The following is a 19,969-nucleotide window of genomic DNA, read 5'->3' as shown; positions in this document are numbered from 1 at the left end:
AGCGACGATGAACGCACAAGAAGCCAATTTCGACGGACTCGTCGGCCCGACCCACAACTACGCCGGGCTGTCGTTCGGCAACGTGGCGTCGCTGAACAACGAGAAGTCGGCCGCGAACCCGAAGGCGGCCGCGAAGCAGGGGCTGCGCAAGATGAAGCAGCTCGCGGATCTCGGCTTCGCGCAAGGCGTGCTGCCGCCGCAGGAGCGGCCGTCGCTGCGCCTGCTGCGCGAGCTGGGTTTCTCCGGCAAGGACGCGGACGTGATCGCGAAGGCCGCGAAGCAGGCGCCCGAGTTGCTCGCCGCGGCGAGCTCGGCGTCGGCGATGTGGACCGCGAACGCGGCCACCGTCAGCCCGTCGGCCGACACGAGCGACGGCCGCGTGCACTTCACGCCGGCGAACCTGTGCAGCAAGCTGCATCGCGCGATCGAGCACGAAGCGACGCGCCGCACGCTGTCGACGCTGTTCGCGGACCCCACGCACTTCGCGGTGCATGAAGCGCTGACGGGCACGCCGGCGCTCGGCGACGAAGGCGCGGCGAACCATACGCGCTTCTGCGCGGAATACGGCAAGCCGGGCATCGAATTCTTCGTGTACGGCCGCGCCGAATACCGCCGCGGCCCGGAGCCGAAGCGTTTCCCGGCCCGCCAGACCTTCGAGGCGAGCCGCGCGGTCGCGCATCGTCACGGGCTCGCCGAGGAAGCGACGCTCTACGCGCAGCAGGATCCGGACGTGATCGACGCGGGCGTGTTCCACAACGACGTGATCTCGGTCGGCAACCGCGACACGCTGTTCACGCACGAACGCGCGTTCGTCAACAAGCAGGCGATCTACGACACGCTGACTGCCGCGCTCGACGCACGCGGTGCGCGCCTGAACGTGATCGAGGTGCCGGACGCAGCGGTGAGCGTGAACGATGCGGTCACGTCGTACCTGTTCAACAGCCAGCTGCTGTCGCGCGCGGACGGCTCGCAGGTGCTCGTCGTGCCGCAGGAATGCCGCGAGAACGCGCGGGTCGCCGCCTATCTCGACCAGCTCGCGGCCGGCAACGGCCCGATTCACGACGTGCTCGTGTTCGACCTGCGCGAAAGCATGAAGAACGGCGGCGGCCCCGCGTGCCTGCGCCTGCGCGTCGTGCTGAACGAAGCGGAGCGCGCGGCGGTCACGTCGAACGTGTGGATCAACGACACGCTGTTCGCGTCGCTCGACGCGTGGATCGACAAGCACTATCGCGATCGCCTCGCACCGGAAGATCTCGCCGATCCGAAGCTGCTCGACGAATCGCGCACGGCGCTCGACGAACTCACGCAGATCCTGCGCGTCGGTTCGCTGTATGACTTCCAGCGCTGAGGCACGGATGCCGGCCGCCGCGCTGCTCGACGACTTCCTCGCGTTCACGCTGGCCGGTGGCGCGCCGGCCGACAAGGACGGCGCGTGCGCGGGCGGCGCGGTGCGCTGGCAATGGCTCGGCGACGGGCTGCTCGCGTTCGAACCGGCAGCCGCTGACCCCGCGGCGCGCGCGAGCGTGCTCGTGTCGGCCGGCGTGCACGGCGACGAGACGGCGCCGATCGAGCTGCTGTCGATGCTCGTGCGCGATCTCGCGGCGGGCGCGCTGCCGCTCGCGTGCCGGCTGCTCGTCGTGCTCGGCAACGTGCCGGCGATGCGCGCGGGCGAACGCTATCTCGACGACGACCTGAATCGCCTGTTCAGCGGCCGTCACGCGCAGGTGCCCGCGAGCCGCGAAGCGCCGCGCGCGGTTCAGCTCGAAACGGCCGCGGCCGAATTCTTCACGGCCGCGCCGGCGGGCAGCACGCGCTGGCACATCGACATGCACACGGCGATCCGCGCGTCGGTGTTCGAGCAATTCGCGCTGCTGCCGCACACGGGCACGCCGCCCACGCGCGCGATGGTCGAATGGCTCGGCGATGCACGCATCGCGGCCGTGCTGCTGCATACCGCGAAGGGCAACACGTATTCGCATTTCACGGCCGAGCAGTGCGGCGCGCTCGCGTGCACGCTGGAACTCGGCAAGGTGCGGCCGTTCGGCCAGAACGACCTGTCGCGCTTCGCGCCCGCCGACCGCGCGGTGCGCAAGCTCGTGTCGGGTGAGCGGCGTGACGTCGACGCATCATTGCCGCGCGTGTTCACCGTGATCGACCAGATCACGAAGCAGAGCGACGCGCTCGAGCTGTTCGTCGCGGCCGACGTCGCGAACTTCACCGCGTTCGCGCGCGGCACCGTGCTCGCGCAGGACGGCGACTACCGCTACACGGTGAAGCACGACGAGGAACGGATCGTGTTTCCGAACCCGACCGTGAAGCCGGGTTTGCGCGCGGGCCTGCTCGTGATCGACACGACGCGCGACACGCTGGCCGCACTCGTCTGATCGATGCGTCAGTGCAAGGGCCGCGGCGACGCTCGGCCCGCGCATCGTCCCGCAGTCCATTCATTTGTACGATGACGCCCGCCCGCCGCGCAGACGGCGCGTGCGGCGCGCTTGCGTATTTGCGACACCGTCTTGCAAGTTCGACGGGTCGCGTGGCGGCCGCCGGGCCCGCAGCGCAGCATCGCGCGTCCATGGCCGCTTTGCCATATCGGCTCGCGCGGATTGGTACAATCGCGGCCTTGCGGCTGTTGCGCCGCATCAAGGCGCGGCATCTAGATTGTCGGTGTCATCCGACCCTGCAATGATGCATGCGCCCGTAGTTCCGGAACATTCGAGTATCGAGGAGAACACCTGATGAAGTTGGATTGGCGTAAAGTGGCCGCGCACGCGGTGGTAGCGGCATCGGCGGTGGCGGCAGGCAGCGCGTTTGCCGCGGATCTGAAGGAGATCCGGTTCGGCGTCGAGGCCTCGTACGCACCGTTCGAATACAAGACGCCCGACGGCAAGCTGACCGGCTTCGACATCGACATCGGCAACGCGGTGTGCGCGAAGCTGAAGACGAAGTGCGTATGGGTCGAGAACGACTTCGACGGCCTGATCCCGGCACTGCAGGCGCGCAAGTTCGACGCGATCAACTCGGACATGACGATCACCGACCAGCGCAAGCACGCGATCGCGTTCACCGATCCGATCTACACGATTCCGAACCAGCTGATCGCGAAGCAGGGCAGCGGCCTGCTGCCGACCCCGCAATCGCTGAAGGGCAAGCGCGTCGGCGTGCTGCAGGGCACGATCCAGGAAGCGTACGCGAAGAAGAAGTGGGCGCCGGCCGGCGTTGAAGTCGTGCCGTACCAGACGCAGGACCTGGCCTATGCCGACCTGAAGTCGGGCCGTCTCGACGCGACGTTCCAGGATTCGGAAGCCGGCTCGAAGGGCTTCCTGACGAAGCCGCAAGGCCAGGGCTTCGCGTTCGCGGGCGGCACGGTCAGCGATACCGAGATCCTCGGCTCGGGCGTCGGCTTCGGCCTGCGCAAGAACGACGCGGCGCTGAAGACCGCGCTCGATCAGGCGCTGAAGGACCTGAAGGCCGACGGCACGATCGACACCCTCGCGAAGAAGTACTTCAGCGTGCCCGTGACGCTCAAGTAAGCGCTTCGTTCGGGCGCACGCTGTAAAAAAACGGCCGCTGATTGAACTGCACCCCAAAAGTTGGACGAGATCCAACCTTTGGGGTGTTTTGCATGATGCGGCCGGTTTGCTTTTGGAGGGACGAAAACGCCGGATGCGCGCCGGCCGTCAGCCGGGCTGCGCGGCGAAGAACCGCCCCAGTTCACGCGCGAGTTCGTTGAGTACCGCCATCTCCTGCTGCGAGATCTTGCGCGCGGGTTGCGCGCCGGCCCAGTCGCCGTACAGCAGCGCGACGCTCGTCGCGCCGACGCGCACGGGCAGCAGCACGAACGCGCGCGTGTCGTCGAACGCGTCGAGATACCACGCGGGCAGGCGCTTCATCATCTTCGGCTCCTGCGCCTGCTCGATGAAGATGCCGACCGAGTTCGAGATCGCGAGATGAAACACGTCCGGCTCGAAGCGTTCGTCGAAGCGCAGCCGGCCGAGCGCCGTATCGACGCCTGGGCCGAAACCCAGGCGCGCGGCGAACGTGCCGTCGTCGTGACGCACGAACATCACGGTGCGCGTGAACGCGAGGCCGGCCAGCAGGCTTTCCGACGCGAGCGCGAGCACCGGCGTCAGCACGTGTTCGGACGGCAGCGCGCGCAGGTCCGCGAGGCCGGCTTCGAGGCATGCCTCGGGCTCGGCCTGCGCGCGCGCGATCGCGTCGGCGTTCGCGCGCAGCTCGACGATCTCGCGCATCACGGTGTCGCTCGCTTCCTCGCGCGCGAGCCGCTCGGCGATCTCGACGAGCGCGTCGGATTCCATGCCGAGCTCGGCGCTGTAGTGCTGCGCGAGCGCCCCGATGCGCGCGTCGCGCTGCGGGCTGGCGGGCATGACGAGCGCGCCGGCGACGTCGGTCGAACAGCGGCTCACCGCGCGCAGCCAGCGGATGCGGTGGGCCGAGCCGTCGTCGCCGGCCGGGCCCGCGTGGCGGGCGTCGCCGTCTTCGTCGTCGAACGCGTCGGCGCGGCTGGCGCGATCGTCGTCGGCCATGCCCGCGCGGATCACGTCGGGCAGCCGCCAGCGCGCGGCCGCTTCGAGGCCGATCTCGTCGAAGCCGACGCCAAGTACGTCGACACAGGCGGCCACTTCGTCGCCGTTCAGCTCGGCCGCGCGGCGGCGGATGCGGTCCCATTCGCTGTCGAGATAGCAGACCACCAGCAGCTTGCCGACCTGGCGCATCAGCGTGCAGACGACGGCTTCCTCGCCCCCGCGCAGTTCGGCGTGCTCGGTGAGCTTGCGCGCGACGCAGCCGGACAGCAGCGCACGATTCAGCTCCAGCTTCGCGTCGATGCGCCGCGGCGTGCTCTGATGGAAGTGATCGACGAGCTTGAGCCCGACCACGAGATGGCCGACGGCGTCCATGCCGAGCACCATCAGTGCGCGGGTCACGGTCGTGATGTTGCCGCCGAACGCCATGTACATCGCGGAGTTCGCGAGCCGCAGCACTTTCTGCGTGAGCGCGAAGTCCGACAGCACGACGCGCACGAGCGCGGTGAAGTCGAGGTCGTCGTTCTTCATCGCGGCCATCGTCGCGCGCAGCGATTCCGACAGCAGCGGGAAATCGCCCCGTTCGTTCATCCGGGCCCACAGCTTGTCGAGCAGCGCGGTGCGGGGCAGGTATTCGGTGGTTGACATACGAATCTGTTCGGTTCGCCGCGCGCGTCAGGCGGCGGCGTGCAGGTGCAGCTGCTGCGCCTCGAAGCGCCGCGCGAGCTCCTCGGACGGCAGCGCCTGGCAGACGAGCCAGCCCTGGATGTGATTGCAGCCCATCTCCGTCAGCAGCTCGCGCTGCGCCTCGGTCTCGACGCCTTCGGCGACGAGCTCGAGATCCAGGGTTTGCGCGAGGCCGACCACCGCCGACACGATCGCGCGGTCGTTGCGCGACGTCAGCAGATTCTCGACGAAACTGCGGTCGATCTTCAGCTTCGCGAGCGGGAAGCGCTGCAGATAGGCGAGGCTCGAATAGCCGGTGCCGAAATCGTCGATCGCGAAGCGGATGCCGAGGCCGGTCAGCTCCTCGAGCAGCACTTTCGCGTGCGCGGGATCGTGCATCAGCAGGCTTTCGGTGATTTCGAGCACGATGCGGCGCGGGTCGATGCCGGTCAGCGCGATCGCGTCGCGCACGCTCTGCGTGAAGCGCGGGTCGCGGAACTGCTGCGGCGACACGTTGACCGCGACGTATTGCAGCGCGAGCCCCTGGCCGTCCCACGCGACGAGCTGCATGCACGCGGCCTTGAGCACCCAGTTGCCGAGGTAGTTGATCAGGCCGATCGATTCGGCGAGCGGGATGAAGGTGGCCGGCGGCACGAGGCCGTGCACCGGATGGCGCCAGCGGATCAGCGCCTCGACGCCGACCACCGCGCCCGACTGGCTGCGTGTGATCGGCTGGAAATGCAGCGAAAACTCGCCGTTGCGCACGCCGTCGTACAGGTCGGCTTCGAGCTTGAGCCGTTCGGCGTCGGCCGGATCGTCGACGGGCGCGTGGAACGCGAGCGCGTTGCCGCCCGACGTCTTCGCCTGCGCGAGCGCGTGGTCGGCGCGGCGCAGCAGCGGGCTGTGATGCTGCGCCCGATGCGGCGCGGCACGTTCGTCGGGGTAGAGCGCGATGCCGATGCTCGCGGACAGGTGCACGGTCTGCCCCTGGAACACGTAGGGTTCGCGCACCGCGGCCTGCAGCCGGCGCGCGAGCGCATCGGCGGCATGGCTCGCCTGCGTGCGGTCCGCCGCACCCAGCACGACCGCGAACTTGTCGCTCGCGACGCGCGCGAGCTGCTCGTCCGGCGCGACGAGCGCCTTCAGCCGCTGCGCGGTCTCGCGCAGCAGCATGTCGCCGGCGTCGTAGCCGAGCGCGCGGTTGATCCGCTGGTAGTCGTCGAGGTCGAGCAGCAGCAGCGCCGCGCAGGTGCCGTGCTCGTCGGCGGTCTGCTGCGCGCGCATCAGCGCCGGCACGAGCGCGGACAGGTTGTCGAGCCCCGTCATCGGGTCGTGGTGCATTTCGTACGTCAGGCGGGCCTCGAGCGCGCGCCACGACGACACGTCGAACGCCGCGATCGCGAAGCCGTCGACGCCGTGGTGGCGGCTCTTGAACGCGCGGACCTCGACGTCCAGCGGGTAGGTGAGCGACTTGACGATGCACATCGTCGCCTTTTCGACCTGGCCGGAACGGGCGGCGCGTGCAAGCAGGCCTTCGAGCGCCGGGGTATCCTGTTCGGCGATCAGGTCGCGCAAGGTGAGCGTATGCAGGTAGTCGCGGTGGTAGCCGATGAAGCGCAGGCTCGCGTCGGACACGTACAGAAAGCGCAGCTCGCGGTCGACATGGGCGAGGAAATCCACCGTGCCGACCGTCTGTTCCAGCCAGTTGCGCACGGAATCGTCGCGGCGCGGCGCGACGGCGCGCGCGGGCATCAGCGCGCCGCCCGACCGAGCGAAGCGGCGCAGCGTATGCAAGGCGCTGCGCCAGGAGCCCTTGCGTGACGTCTGTTTCCTGTTGGCTTCCATGTTTCTCGCTGACGTGAAGGGCTGGAACCGGTTGTCCGGAAGGAATAACGGCAGACTGTGCGGAATCTTTAACGGACCGGCCGCGGGCGGCGCTGCCGCGGGCCCGGATCATCGGCGCGGGCGTTCGGCAGGCGAACGTCCGCAATGGCCTACATCGAGGCTGACTTTATAAGAAATGAGGACGCAGATGAAGCGAAAACTGTTGCTGGGCGCCATCGCGGCGCTGGTGGCCGGCCATGCGCTGGTGGCGCAGGCGGAACTGAAGCCGGGCGCCGCGGCGCCCGATTTCACCACGCAGGCGTCGCTGGGCGGCAAGACTTACACGTACTCGCTCGCGGACGCGCTGAAGCAGGGGCCGGTCGTGCTGTATTTCTATCCGGCGGCGTTCACGAAGGGCTGCACGATCGAGGCGCATGCGTTCGCGGACGCGGTCGACCGTTACAAGGCTTACGGCGCGACGGTGATCGGCGTGTCGGCCGACAACATCGACACGCTGACGAAGTTCTCGGTGAGCGAGTGCCGCAGCAAGTTCCCGGTGGCGGCCGACCCGGACGCGAAGATCATCCGCGAATACGACGCGAAGCTGCCGGCGCTCGACCGGGCGAACCGCGTGTCCTACGTGATTTCGCCGGAAGGGAAGGTTCTCTACGAATACACGAGCCTGTCGCCCGACAAGCACGTCGAGAACACGCTCGCCGCCGTGAAGGCGTGGGCCGACGCGCATCCGAAGCAGTAAGCGGCGGCCCACGCGTGAAAACGGCCCGTCGTGCGGGCCGCGGGCACGGGCAGGCGCCGCCCGCCCGGCGGCGCGCGACGGGCCGTTACGCGCGCAGCGCCTGCTCGATCGGCACGCTGCCGCCGACGAAGCCGACCACCTTGCGCGAGATGCCGAGCTTGATCGCCTCGATCGCGGCCCATGCAACGTCCTGGCGCGATACGGGCGGCGCGGGATCGAGCCACCTGTCGGTCAGCGCGATCTTGCCGACGCCCGGATCGTCCGTCAGCGGGCCCGGGCGCAGGATCACGTAGTCGACGCCCGACGCGATCACGCGATCGTCGCCTTCGCGCTTCATCTGCGAATAGTGGTGCAGCGCGTCCGGCCCGTGCTCGGGCCGGTAGGCGGACAGCGAGCTGACCACCACGAGCTTCTGCGCGTTGTAGGCGAGCGCGTAGTCGGCCGCGCGGGCGACCGCGTCGCGGTCGACCTGCTCCTCTTCGGTCGCGCCGTCCGATTCGGCCGAGCCGGCCGTGTAGATCACGTGCGTGATGCCCTGGAACGCGTGCGAGAAATCGTTCGTCAGATCGGCCTCGACGACCCGTGCGCCCGCCAGCGCATAGCCGTGCCGGCGCACGAGCGCCGTGACCTCGAACTCCGGCTGCTTGAGCAGCAGATCCGCGCAGGCCTGGCCCGTCCGGCCGGTCGCGCCAATCAGCAGTACCTTCGTCGTCATGAAACCGCTCCTTGCTCGATGCGTCATCCGTCCAGATAGGGACGGACGACCGATAACTCAAGTGTAATGTCGAATTGGCCCGACGGCGGGTGCGTAATAAGGGGCGTACCGGCAGCGGGCGTACCCGCACGAGCGTACCGGCGTTCATTCATTCACATGGATGCGGGAATGACGCGCCGACCGGCTATCATGTGCGCGATGCATTTTTCGCCGCTACGTGTGCATCACGCGTCGGCCCACCGGTTGGAGTACACATGGCATTACCCCTGGACAACGTCAGCATGGCCGTGTTCTGCGACTTCGAGAACGTCGCGCTCGGCGTGCGCGATGCGAAGTACGAGAAATTCGACATCAAGCCCGTGCTGGAGCGCCTGCTGCTCAAAGGCAGCATCGTCGTGAAGAAGGCCTATTGCGACTGGGATCGCTACAAGGGCTTCAAGGCGTCGATGCACGAGGCGAGCTTCGAGCTGATCGAGATTCCGCACGTGCGCCAGTCGGGCAAGAACTCGGCCGACATCCGGCTCGTCGTCGACGCGCTCGACCTCTGCTACACGAAGTCGCACGTCGATACGTTCGTGATCATCAGCGGCGATTCGGATTTTTCGCCGCTCGTGTCGAAGCTGCGCGAGAACGCGAAGAAGGTGATCGGCGTCGGCGTGAAGAAATCGACGTCGGACCTGCTGGTCGCGAACTGCGACGAATTCATCTTCTACGACGATCTGGTGCGCGAGCAGCAGCGTGCGCTCGCGAAGCGCGAACAGCAGCAGCGTGCGGGCAACGGCGGCGCGAAGCGGCCCGACGAGCCGTCGCGCAAGCACGACATGGATGCGCGCAAGGCCGAGGCGATCGCGCTGGCGGTCGAGACGTTCGACGCGCTCGCGTCGGAGCGCGACGACGTCGGCAAGATCTGGGCGTCGGTGCTCAAGAGCGCGATCAAGCGCCGCAAGCCGGATTTCAACGAGTCGTACTACGGGTTCCGCGCGTTCGGCAACCTGCTCGACGAGGCGCAGGCGCGTGGCCTGCTCGAAGTGGGGCGCGACGACAAGTCGGGCGCGTTCGTGTCGCGGGCCCGCCAGTCGGCCGCGGCCGAGCACGTTGCGACGGGTGGTGAAGGCGGCGCGGCGCACCACGGCGGCCACCACGGCACGCGCGCGGCGGAGCCGGTGCCGGCCGGCCGCGAGGCGCGCCGTCGCGGGCAGCGCGCGGAAGCGGTCGTTCACGAACGCATGCAGGTCGACGCGGAAGACGCGGAGCTTGCCGAGTTCGCCGACGCGGCGCCGGCCGAGACGCTCGACACGCCCGAGGTGGCCGACACGCACGGCGACGCGAAGGATGGCCGCAAGCGCGCGCGCAAGAGCACGGCCAAGAAGACCGGCGCGAAGAAGGCCGCGGCCGCGAAGGGCGCCGGTCGCCACGCAGCGGCCAAGCCGGACGCCGCCGCGCAGGGCGACGCGACGCACGGTGGCGAAGCGCACGCGCCCGGCCGGCATGCGGACGAACCGCACCACGACGCCGGGCACGGCGAGCGGCACGCGGCGGCGCCCAGCGCTTCTGACGCTCGGGAAGAGTCTGGGCACTCGTCGCACGATGTAGCACCGGTCGAAGGCGCTACCGAAGCACCGGCCGCCGCCAAGCCGAAGAAACCGGCCCGCAAGGCGGCGCCGCGTGCGCGTCGTCCGCGCAAGACGACGGCTGGCGCCGAGTAACGGCAGCCCGCGGCAGTCGGGCAGTCGGCCGGGTCTCGTCCGTAACCGGGCGACACCCGCGCCGCGCACACCGGGCCGGCGCCACGCCGGCCTGCCGCGCTAGCCGTTCAGCACGTACGGCTGCGTCATCACTTCGAGGAAGTGACCGTCCGGATCGTCGAAGTACACGCCGCGTCCGCCGTTGTGGCGGTAGATGTCGCCGGCCTGCCGCTTCGCCGGATCGGCCCAGTGCGGCAGCCCGCGTTCGCGAATGCGCGCGAGCACGCGATCGAAACCGGCTTCGTCGGTCAGGAACGCGTAATGCTGCGACCTGATTTCTCCCGCCTGTTCGTAAAAATCGAGCGACACGCCGTTGTCGAGCGCGACGACCAGCATCGCGCCGAACGGCGTCGGCGGCGGCAATTCCAGCAGTTCGGTGAGGAAGCGGCTCGACGCATGCTTGTCGCGGCACCAGACGATCGTGTGGTTGAGCTGGACGTTCATGGCGGGTTCCCGTGCAGCGGGGCGGCGGTGGACATGAGCACACGATAGCCGATTGCGGCCGGCAAACAAGCCCGACAACCTACCCCGCCAATCAACCGCAAAAGACGGCCGCCCGAAGGGCAGCCGCTTTCGTCACTCGCCGGCGACCGCCGGCCCGCCGGTATTGCCGCGACGGTTGCGGCGCTTCTCGGCCCATATGCGGAACCGGTCCATGTACAGGTAGACGACCGGCGTCGTATAGAGCGTCAGCACCTGCGACATGATCAGGCCGCCGGCGATCGCGATCCCGAGCGGCGCGCGCAGCTCGGCGCCGTCGCCGCTGCCGAACGCGAGCGGCAGCGCGCCGAGCAGCGCGGCCATCGTCGTCATCATGATCGGGCGGAAGCGCAGCAGGCACGCCTCGTGGATCGCGTCGAACGACGACTTCCCGTTGTTGCGCGTCTGGTCGATCGCGAAGTCGACCATCATGATCGCGTTCTTCTTCACGATGCCGATCAGCAGGATCACGCCGATCAGCGCGATGATGCTGAACTCGGTCTTGAACAGCAGCAGCGCGAGCAGCGCGCCGACGCCGGCCGACGGCAGCGTCGACAGGATCGTGATCGGGTGGATGTAGCTCTCGTACAGGATCCCGAGCACGATGTAGACGGCCAGCAGCGCGGCGAGGATCAGGATCGGCTGATCGTTCATCGACTGCTGGAACGCCTGCGCGGTGCCCTGGAAGCTGCCGACGATCGTCGGCGGGACGCCGATCTGCGCCATCGTCTGATAGATGATCTGGGTCGCCTGCGACAGCGACACGCCCGGCGGCAGGTTGAACGAGATCGTCGTCGCGACGAACAGCCCCTGGTGGTTGACCGACAGCGGCGTCGTGCTCGGCCCGAACGTCGCGATCGCCGACAGCGGGATCATCGTCGACTTCGACGTCGACACCGACGCGCCCGACGACGCGCTCGACTTGCCGCTCGCCGCGATCGAGTTGAGCGCCTGGTTGCGCGCGGAATCGGACGCGATCGCCGCGGCGCTCTGCGCGGCCGTGCCGGCGCTCGACGTGCCGGCCGACGTCGCGACGAAGGTGCCCGCGGCCGCGTTGGTGGTCTGCGAGCCGTTCGCGCTGCCGCCCGACGTGCTGATCCACACCTGGTTCAGCATCTCCGGGCTCTGCCAGTACTTCGGCGCGACTTCCATCACGACGTGGTACTGGTTCAGCGGGTTGTAGATCGTCGAGACCTGGCGCTGGCCGAACGCGTCGTACAGCGTGTTGTCGATCTGCGCGGGCTTGATGCCGAACCGCGCGGCCGTCGCGCGGTCGATCGTCACCATCGCCTCGAGGCCGCCTTGCTGCTGGTCGGAGTTCACGTCGGTCAGCTCGGGGCGCTTCTGCAGCGCCTCGGTCAAGATCGGCCCCCACTTGTACAGGTCGGCGCTCGAATCGCCTAGCAGCGTGAACTGGTACTGCGCGTTGCTCTGCCGGCCGCCGACGCGGATGTCCTGCGCCGCCTGCAGGAACGTGCGCGCGCCCGCCACGTCCGCCAGCCGCGGGCGCAGCTGCTGGATCACCTGGTCGGCCGACAACGTGCGCTCGGCGCGGTCCTTCAGCGTGACGAACATGAAGCCGGAGTTGGTCTGCGTGCCGCCGGTGAAGCCCGCGACGCTCTTCACGTTCGGGTTGCCCTGCACGATCCGCATCATCTCGGAGAACTTCAGCTTCATCGCCTGGAACGACGTCGACTGGTCGGCCTGGATGCCGCCGATCATCAGCCCGGTGTCCTGCTGCGGAAAGAAGCCCTTCGGCACGACGACGTACAGGTAGACGTTCAGCCCGATCGTCGCGAACAGAGTCAGCAGGATCAGCAGCGGCCGGCGCAGCGCCCACGACAGCGAGCGCTCGTAGCCGCGCTGCATGCGCGCGAAGCCGCGTTCGAGGAAGCGCCCGAAGCGGCCCTCGCTTTGCGGATCGTGTTGTTCCGGCAGCAGGCGCGCGCACATCATCGGCGTGAGCGTGAGCGACACCGCGAGCGACACGGCGATCGCGAGCGACAGCGTCAGCGCGAACTCGCGGAACAGGCGCCCGACGATCCCGCCCATCAGCAGGATCGGCAGGAACACCGCGACGAGCGAGATGCTCATCGACAGCACCGTGAAGCCGACTTCGCGCGCGCCGTCGAACGCCGCCTGCATCCGCGGCTTGCCGTTCTCGATGTGCCGCGAGATGTTCTCGAGCACGACGATCGCATCGTCGACGACGAAGCCGGTCGCGACGATCAGCGCCATCAGCGACAGGTTGTCGATCGAGAAGCCGAGCAGGTACATCGCGCCGAACGTGCCGACGATCGAGATCGGCACCGCGACGCTCGGGATCAGCGTCGCGCGCCAGTTGCGCAGGAACAGGAACACGACCATCACGACGAGGCTGATCGCGATCAGCAGCGTGTGCTCGGTGTCCTTCAGCGACGCGCGGATGGTGGTCGAGCGGTCGAGCACCGGCGTGACCGTGATGTCGGCGGGCAGCGACGCGGTGAGCTGCGGCAGCGCCGCGCGCACGCGGTCGAGCGTCTCGATGATGTTCGCGCCGGGCGAGCGGTAGAGGATCACGAGCACCGCGCGCTTGCCGTTCGACAAACCGAGGTTGCGCAGGTCTTCCACCGAATCGACGACGTCGGACAGGTCGGACAGCCGCACGGCCGAGCCGTTGCGGTACGCGACGACGAGGTCGCGGTATTGCGACGCCTGGGACGCCTGGTCGTTCGTGTAGAGCTGGAAGCGCTGCGGGCCGAACTCGATCGCGCCCTTCGGCGCGTTCGCGTTCGCGGAAGCCAGCGCCGCGCGCACGTCCTCGAGGCCGATCCCGTAGTGGAACAGCGACTGCGGTTCGAGCTCGACGCGCACGGCCGGGTTCGCCGAGCCGCTCACGCTGACCTGGCCGATCCCGTCGATCTGCGACAGCGACTGCTGCAGCACCGTCGACGCGGCGTCGTACACCTTGGCCGGCGACGCCGTTTCCGAGGTCAGCGCGACGACCATGATCGGCGAATCGGCCGGGTTGACCTTGCGGTAGGTCGGGTTGCTCTTCAGCGCGGCGGGCAGGTCGGCGCGCGCCGCGTTGATCGCGGCCTGCACGTCGCGCGCGGCGCCGTCGATGTCGCGGTTCAGGCCGAACTGCAGGATGATCCGCGCATTGCCGACCGTGCTCGTCGACGTCATTTCGGAGACGTCCGCGATCGACCCGAGATGCCGCTCCAGCGGGCTCGTCACGCTGGTCGCGACCGTTTCCGGGCTCGCGCCCGGCAGCGACGCCTGCACCGAGATCGTCGGGAAGTCGACCTGCGGCAGCGGCGACACCGGCAGCTTGATGAACGCGAACAGGCCCGCGAGCGCGACGCCGAGCGCGAGCAGCGTCGTCGCGACGGGGCGGGTGATGAAGGGGCGCGACAGGTTCATGTCGGCACTCGCTGGGCCGCCGCGTGTTCCGACGGATGCGTTTTCGGGAGATGGGGGGGCTGCGCCCCCCCACGCGAACGAAGTGAGCGTGGGGGTCGTTTCATTTACGCATCCGTGCGCGTGCCGGCTTGGGGGCCGTGGCGTTCGAACCAGCCGCGCACGCGGCGCGCGAGCGAGTCGAAGCCGAGGTAGATCACGGGCGTCGTGAACAGCGTCAGCACCTGCGACACGATCAGGCCGCCGGCGATCGCGATCCCGAGCGGCTGGCGCAACTCGGAGCCCGCGCCGGAGCCGACGATCAGCGGCACCGCGCCGAGCAGCGCGGCGAGCGTCGTCATCAGGATCGGCCGGAAGCGCAGCAGGCACGCCTGGTAGATCGCCTCGCGCGGCGGCTTGCCTTCGACGCGTTCGGCCTCGAGCGCGAAGTCGATCATCATGATCGCGTTCTTCTTCACGATGCCGATCAGCAGCACGATGCCGATGATCCCGATGATGTCGAGATCGTGCCCGGTGATCATCAGCGCGAGCAGCGCGCCGACGCCGGCCGACGGCAGCGTCGACAGGATCGTGATCGGGTGAATGTAGCTCTCGTACAGCACGCCGAGCACGATGTACATCGTGACGACCGCCGCGAGGATCAGGAACAACTGGTTCGACAGCGACGCCTGGAACGCGAGCGCCGCGCCCTGGAAACGCGTCTGGAACGAGCCGGGCAGGCCGATGTCCTTCTCGGCGGCCCCGATCGCCTTGACGGCCTCGCCGAGCGACGCGCCCGGCGCGAGGTTGAACGAGATCGTCGTCGACGGGAACTGCGACAGGTGCGCGACCAGCAGCGGCGACGGCCGCTCGTGGAACGACGCGATCGACGTCAGCGGCACCTGGCCGCCGCCGGCCGACGGCAGGTAGATGTCGTTCAGCGATTGCGCGTAGTGCTGCTCCTTCGGCTCCGATTCGAGAATCACGCGGTACTGGTTCGACTGCGTGAAGATCGTCGACACGATGCGCTGGCCGAACGCGTCGTACAGCGCGTTGTCGACGGTCGCCGGCGTGATGCCGAAGCGCGCGGCGCTCGCGCGGTCGATCTCGATGTATACCGACTGGCCGTTGCTCTGCAGGTCGGTCGCGACGTCGGCGAGCGACGGCTCCTGCTGCAGCCGCGCGACGAGTTTCGGCACCCAGGTCGTGAATTCTTCCGAGTTCGGGCTCGTCAGCATGAACTGGTACTGCGTCGGGCTGACCGTCGAGTCGATCGTCAGGTCCTGCACCGGCTGCATGAACAGCGAAATGCCGGTGATGTTCGCGACGCGCCGCTGCAGGTCGCGGATGATCTGCGCGGCGGTTTCGGTGCGTTCGTCGCGTGCCTTCAGGTTGATCAGCATCCGCCCGCTGTTCAGCGTGATGTTGCTGCCGTCGACGCCGATGAACGACGTGAGGCTGTCGACGTTCGGGTCCTTCAGGATCTCGGCCGCGAGCGCCTGCTGGCGTTCGGCCATCGCGCCGTACGAGATCGACTGCGGCGCCTGCGTGATCGCCTGGATCACGCCGGTGTCCTGCGCGGGGAAGAAGCCCTTCGGCACGTACACATAGAGCAGGGCGGTCAGCCCGAGCGTCAGCAGCGCGACGACGAGCGTCGAGCGCTGGCGGTTCAGCACCCATTCGAGCGCGACCGCGTAGCGCGCGATCACCCAGTCGATCGCGCGGTGCACGCGCGCCTCGAAGCGATGGCTCTCGGGCGGCGGCGAATGGCGCAGCAGCTTCGCGCACAGCATCGGCACGAGCGTGAGCGACACGATCGCCGAGATCACGATCGTCACCGCGAGCGTGATCGCGAATTCGTGGAAGAGGCGCCCGACCACGTCACCCATGAACAGCAGCGGGATCAGCACCGCGATCAGCGACACCGTCAGCGAGATGATCGTGAAGCCGATCTGCCGCGAGCCCTTCAGCGCGGCCTCGAGGCCCGTCTCGCCTTCCTCGACGTAGCGCGCGATGTTCTCGATCATCACGATCGCATCGTCGACGACGAAGCCGGTCGCGATGGTGAGCGCCATCAGCGACAGGTTGTTCAGCGAGAAGCCGGCCATGTACATCACCGCGAGCGTGCCGATCAGCGACAGCGGCACCGACAGGCTCGGGATGATCGTCGCGTAGACGTTCGCGAGGAACAGGTACATCACCAGCACGACGAGCGCGACCGCGAGCAGCAGCTCGAACTGCACGTCGCGCACGGCCGCGCGGATCATCGTCGTGCGATCGGTGACGATCTCGACGTCGAGCGCGGCCGGCAGCGTTTCCTGCAGCTTCGGCAACTGCGCCTTGATCGCGTCGACGGTCGCGATCACGTTCGCGCCCGGCTGGCGCTGCACGTTCAGGATGATCGCAGGGTCCGCATTCACCCACGCGCCGAGCTTGGTGTTCTCCGAGCCGGCGACGACCGTCGCGACGTCGGTCAGCATCACCGGGCGGCCGTTCTTGTACGCGACGACCGCGCTGTTGTACTGGTCGGCGCTCGTCAGCTGGTCGTTCGCGTTGATCGTGTACGCGCGCGTCGGGCCGTCGAAGTTACCCTTCGGCGTGTTGACGTTCAGGTTCGAGATCGTCGTGCGCAGGTCGTCGAGGTTCATCCCGTACTGCGCGAGCGCGGTCGGGTTCGCCTGGATCCGCACGGCCGGCCGGTTGCCGCCCGACAGGCTGACGAGGCCGACGCCGGCGATCTGCGAGATCTTCATCGCGAGGCGCGTGTCGGCGAGATCCTGCACCTGCGTGAGCGGCAGCGTCTTCGACTTGACGGCGAGCGTCAGCACCGGCGCGTCGGCCGGGTTCACCTTCGCGTAGATCGGCGGGGCCGGCAGGTCGGACGGCAGCAGGTTGCCGGCCGCGTTGATCGCGGCCTGCACTTCCTGTTCGGCGATGTCGAGCGGCAGGTCGAGCGAGAACTGCAGCGTGATCACCGACGCGCCGGCCGAGCTTTGCGACGACATCTGGTTCAGCGACGGCATCTGCCCGAACTGGCGTTCGAGCGGCGCGGTGACCGACGACGTCATCACTTCCGGGCTCGCGCCCGGGTAGAAGGTCTGGACCTGGATCGTCGGGTAGTCGACCTCGGGCAGCGCGGCGAGCGGCAGGAAGCGCAGCGCGACGAGGCCGGCCAGCATGATCGCCGCCATCAGGAGAGCGGTGCCGACCGGCCGGAGAATGAAGAGGCGGGATGGATTCATCGAGCGGCCCGCGCGTTACTGGGCCGCGGGGGCCGCGGCCTGCGACGCGCCGTGCTTGTGTCCGCCGCGATGGCCGCCGGCACCCGAGGCGCCCGACGCCGCCCCGGCGCCGTGCACGCCCGACGCGCCTTTCGGCTTGTCGGCCGGAATCGAGATCTTCGCGCCTTCGCGCAGGCGGTCCGAGCCGTCGGTCACCACGCGTTCGCCCAGCGCCACGCCGCTGACGATGCTCGTGCGTTCGCCGTCGACCGGGCCGATCGTGACCTTGCGCACCGTCACCGTGTTGTCGGGTTTCACGACATAGACGAACTGGCCGATCGAGCCCGTCAGCACGGCGGAGGTCGGCACGATCGTCGCGTTGCGCATCACGTCGACGAGCAGCCGCGTGTTCACGAACTGATTCGGGAACAGCATGCCTGCCTTGTTATCGAAGTTCGCGCGCAGCTTGACCGTGCCGGTGCTCGTGTCGATCTGATTGTCGAGCGTCGCGAGCGAGCCGGTCTCGAGCGGCACCGTGTTGTTGCGGTTGTAGGCGGTCACCGACAGCTTCTGGCCCGCGTTCACCTGCTTGAGGATCTGCGGCAGGTTGTCTTCCGACGTCGTGAAGATCACGCTCATCGGCTGCAACTGCGTGATCACGACGATGCCGTTGGTATCGCCCGGCGTCACGTAGTTGCCGGGGTCGACCTGGCGCAGGCCGACGCGGCCCGAGACCGGCGCCGTGATGCGCGCATACGTGAGATTGAGTTTCGCGGAATCGATCGCGGCCTGGTCGGTCTTCACCGCGCCTTCGTACTGCTTGACGAGCGACGCCTGCGTATCGACGGTTTGCGACGCGATCGAGTCCTGCGACAGCAGCGTCTGATAGCGCTTCAGGTCGAGGCGGGCGGTCGCGAGCAGCGCCGCGTCGCGCGCGTGCGTGCCTTCGGCGTTATCGAGCGCGACCTGGTACGGGCGCGGGTCGATCTGCGCGAGCACGTCGCCCTTCTTGACGATCTGGCCTTCCTGGAACGACACCGACTGCAGGTAGCCGGACAACTGCGTCTTCACCGTCACGTTCGCGAGCGGCGTGACGGTGCCGAGCGCGGACAGCACGATCGGCATCTCGCCCTGCGTCGCGGTGGCGACCTGCACGGGCTGCGGAACGTTCGCCATTGCAGCGGGGCCGCCTCGGCCGCGATGGCCGCCCGCGGCGGCGCTGGCGCCCGCGCTTTTCGCCGTGCTGCCTGCCGCCGGCGTGCGGTTCCACGGGTGCCACCACAACAGGCCGCCGATGACGACGACCGCGGCGGTGCCGATCAGCAGCGTGCGGCGCGGTCGCCGGGCGACGGCGGGTGCGGGGTCTTTCGAAGGGGGCGTGGGCTTTTGTTCGTTATCCATCGTGTTCTGTCAGGAAGACGGCGCGGCGGGCCGGAAACCGGGCTGCTCGGCGTGGGCTTGCGGGTGACGGGACGGGGCGGCCCGGCTCGGTCCGGGGCCCCGCCGATCCGCGCGGGAAAAGAGCAGTGTGCACCGCGAGTGCGGCGCGACGATGGGCATGATCCTACGTGCCGTCCCCGTTACAGTCCAGCGGTCTATCTTTCAACGGGTTACGGTCGTTACAGAACGCGACGGCTCGGTGACGAAACGATTACAGGCCGATGCGCCGGGCCGGCGCGCCGCCGATTTCGCGCGTGATTTTCGCGATGCATTCCTGCAGCGCGGGCACCACGTGTTCCTGCAGCCATTCCGGCGGACACTGGTGCGCCGCGCCGCCGCAATTCACCGAATAGCGTTGACCGGACGGGCCGACGAAACCGGCCGCGACCGCATTCAGCCCTTCGCGCCATTCGCCGATCGCGATCGCGTGGCCGTCGCGCATCGCTTCGTCGAGCGCGGGCGTCAGGCGGGCGGACACGTGCGGCCAGTCGTCGCCGGCCGTGGTGCGCAGCGACTCGAGCAGCTGGCGGCGCTCGTCGTCCTCGAGCGCGGCGAGATACGCGCGGCCCACGGCCGTACGCGCGATGTCCATCCGCGAGCCGATCTCGAGGCGCGTGACCAGCACGGCCGAGCGCGGGCGGATCACGTCGATCGCGACCATGTCGAGCCGGTCGCGCACCGCGAGGTGCACGGACAGCGACGTGCGTTCGGCCAGCTCGATCATGAACGGCCGCGAACGCGCGCGGATGTCGAAGTTGCGCAGGAAGCCGTGGCTCAGTTCGAGCACCGACGCGGTGAGCACGAAGCGCTCGCTGTCGGGCAACTGGAACAGGAAGCCGGCGCTGACGAGCGTCGCGGTGATGCGCGAGACGGTCGGCTTCGGGATGCCGGTCAATTCGGTCAGTTCGCGGTTGCTGACGGGGGCGTCGGCCGCCGCGATGCGGCGTAGCACGGCGAGACCGCGGGCGAGGGCGGTGATCTCGTCGGGCGACGATTCACGGTCCCGCGACGCGGGAGAGGTTACAGTTGTCGACACGAGGGATTCTCTCTAATTCCGAAACTCGATTTCAATTTTGTTGGTATTGTAGGACTATTGCCAAAGGATGCACGTTCCGCAGGCGAACCGGTCATTGGATGAGATTTTACGGGTTCACCCTTGGTTTATTAGGAAAACGCTCAAATGAGTGTTGCCGGAA

The 19,969-nt window shown here is 68.3% G+C and carries 13 protein-coding genes; 5 read left to right on the top strand and 8 right to left on the bottom strand.

Going from position 1 to position 19,969, the window contains the following annotated elements; all coding sequences use genetic code 11:
• Nucleotides 1-7: 7 nt before the first annotated feature.
• From astB to HWX14_RS05450, 3 genes are all read left to right on the top strand, one after another.
• Nucleotides 8-1,348 carry an N-succinylarginine dihydrolase gene (gene astB / locus HWX14_RS05460; protein WP_175881861.1) on the top strand — a complete coding sequence of 447 codons (1,341 nt, stop codon included), beginning with the start codon at nt 8-10 and terminating at the stop codon, nt 1,346-1,348.
• A gap of 7 nt (nt 1,349-1,355) precedes the next feature.
• Entirely contained in the window at nt 1,356-2,384 is a 1,029-nt protein-coding gene (gene astE, locus HWX14_RS05455; RefSeq protein WP_175882351.1) for a succinylglutamate desuccinylase, read from the top strand.
• Between the two features lie 354 nt (nt 2,385-2,738).
• Nucleotides 2,739-3,533 (top strand): ABC transporter substrate-binding protein, encoded by a 795-nt coding sequence (locus HWX14_RS05450; protein ID WP_175881860.1) that lies wholly within the window; start codon nt 2,739-2,741, stop codon nt 3,531-3,533.
• Nucleotides 3,534-3,680: 147 nt separating this feature from the next.
• Here the strand turns inward: HWX14_RS05450 and HWX14_RS05445 are convergent, their stop codons facing one another.
• Both HWX14_RS05445 and cdpA read right to left on the bottom strand, forming a co-directional pair.
• Nucleotides 3,681-5,192, bottom strand: a complete 1,512-nt coding sequence (locus HWX14_RS05445) for an HDOD domain-containing protein (RefSeq protein WP_175881859.1) — start codon at nt 5,190-5,192, stop codon at nt 3,681-3,683.
• Nucleotides 5,193-5,219: 27 nt separating this feature from the next.
• Complete coding sequence (cdpA, locus tag HWX14_RS05440; protein ID WP_208456176.1) at nt 5,220-6,962, bottom strand: cyclic di-GMP phosphodiesterase CdpA; 1,743 nt, start codon at nt 6,960-6,962, stop codon at nt 5,220-5,222.
• 280 nt (nt 6,963-7,242) lie between these two features.
• On the opposite strand from cdpA, the gene HWX14_RS05435 reads away from it, so the two are divergent.
• Nucleotides 7,243-7,791, top strand: coding sequence for a peroxiredoxin (locus HWX14_RS05435; RefSeq protein ID WP_175881857.1), 549 nt, complete (start codon nt 7,243-7,245; stop codon nt 7,789-7,791).
• 85 nt (nt 7,792-7,876) lie between these two features.
• On the opposite strand, the gene HWX14_RS05430 is transcribed toward HWX14_RS05435, so the two are convergent.
• Nucleotides 7,877-8,506, bottom strand: a complete 630-nt coding sequence (locus tag HWX14_RS05430; RefSeq protein ID WP_175881856.1) for an SDR family oxidoreductase — start codon at nt 8,504-8,506, stop codon at nt 7,877-7,879.
• 254 nt (nt 8,507-8,760) lie between these two features.
• Here HWX14_RS05430 and HWX14_RS05425 point away from each other — a divergent pair, with 254 nt between their 5' ends.
• A complete protein-coding gene (locus HWX14_RS05425) occupies nt 8,761-10,212 on the top strand; it encodes an NYN domain-containing protein (protein ID WP_175881855.1) in 1,452 nt (483 codons plus the stop codon).
• A 99-nt stretch (nt 10,213-10,311) separates the two neighbouring features.
• Here the strand turns inward: HWX14_RS05425 and HWX14_RS05420 are convergent, their stop codons facing one another.
• From HWX14_RS05420 to HWX14_RS05400, 5 genes are all read right to left on the bottom strand, one after another.
• Nucleotides 10,312-10,695: a VOC family protein gene (locus HWX14_RS05420; RefSeq protein WP_175881854.1), complete on the bottom strand. Its 384-nt coding sequence runs from the start codon at nt 10,693-10,695 to the stop codon at nt 10,312-10,314.
• 132 nt (nt 10,696-10,827) lie between these two features.
• Complete coding sequence (locus HWX14_RS05415) at nt 10,828-14,136, bottom strand: efflux RND transporter permease subunit (protein ID WP_175881853.1); 3,309 nt, start codon at nt 14,134-14,136, stop codon at nt 10,828-10,830.
• A gap of 104 nt (nt 14,137-14,240) precedes the next feature.
• On the bottom strand, nt 14,241-17,354 hold the full coding sequence (locus HWX14_RS05410) for an MdtB/MuxB family multidrug efflux RND transporter permease subunit (RefSeq protein ID WP_175881852.1): 3,114 nt from the start codon (nt 17,352-17,354) through the stop codon (nt 14,241-14,243).
• A gap of 15 nt (nt 17,355-17,369) precedes the next feature.
• Nucleotides 17,370-18,734 (bottom strand): MdtA/MuxA family multidrug efflux RND transporter periplasmic adaptor subunit, encoded by a 1,365-nt coding sequence (locus tag HWX14_RS05405; protein WP_175881851.1) that lies wholly within the window; start codon nt 18,732-18,734, stop codon nt 17,370-17,372.
• Nucleotides 18,735-18,984: 250 nt separating this feature from the next.
• Nucleotides 18,985-19,809 (bottom strand): IclR family transcriptional regulator, encoded by an 825-nt coding sequence (locus HWX14_RS05400; RefSeq protein WP_175881850.1) that lies wholly within the window; start codon nt 19,807-19,809, stop codon nt 18,985-18,987.
• Between the last annotated feature and the right edge of the window lie 160 nt (nt 19,810-19,969).

It is taken from the genome of Burkholderia sp. BCC0044 (assembly GCF_902832955.1).
Lineage (GTDB): Bacteria > Pseudomonadota > Gammaproteobacteria > Burkholderiales > Burkholderiaceae > Burkholderia.
Note: the sequence above shows the minus strand (reverse complement) of the source record. Positions and strands in the feature narration are given on the sequence as shown.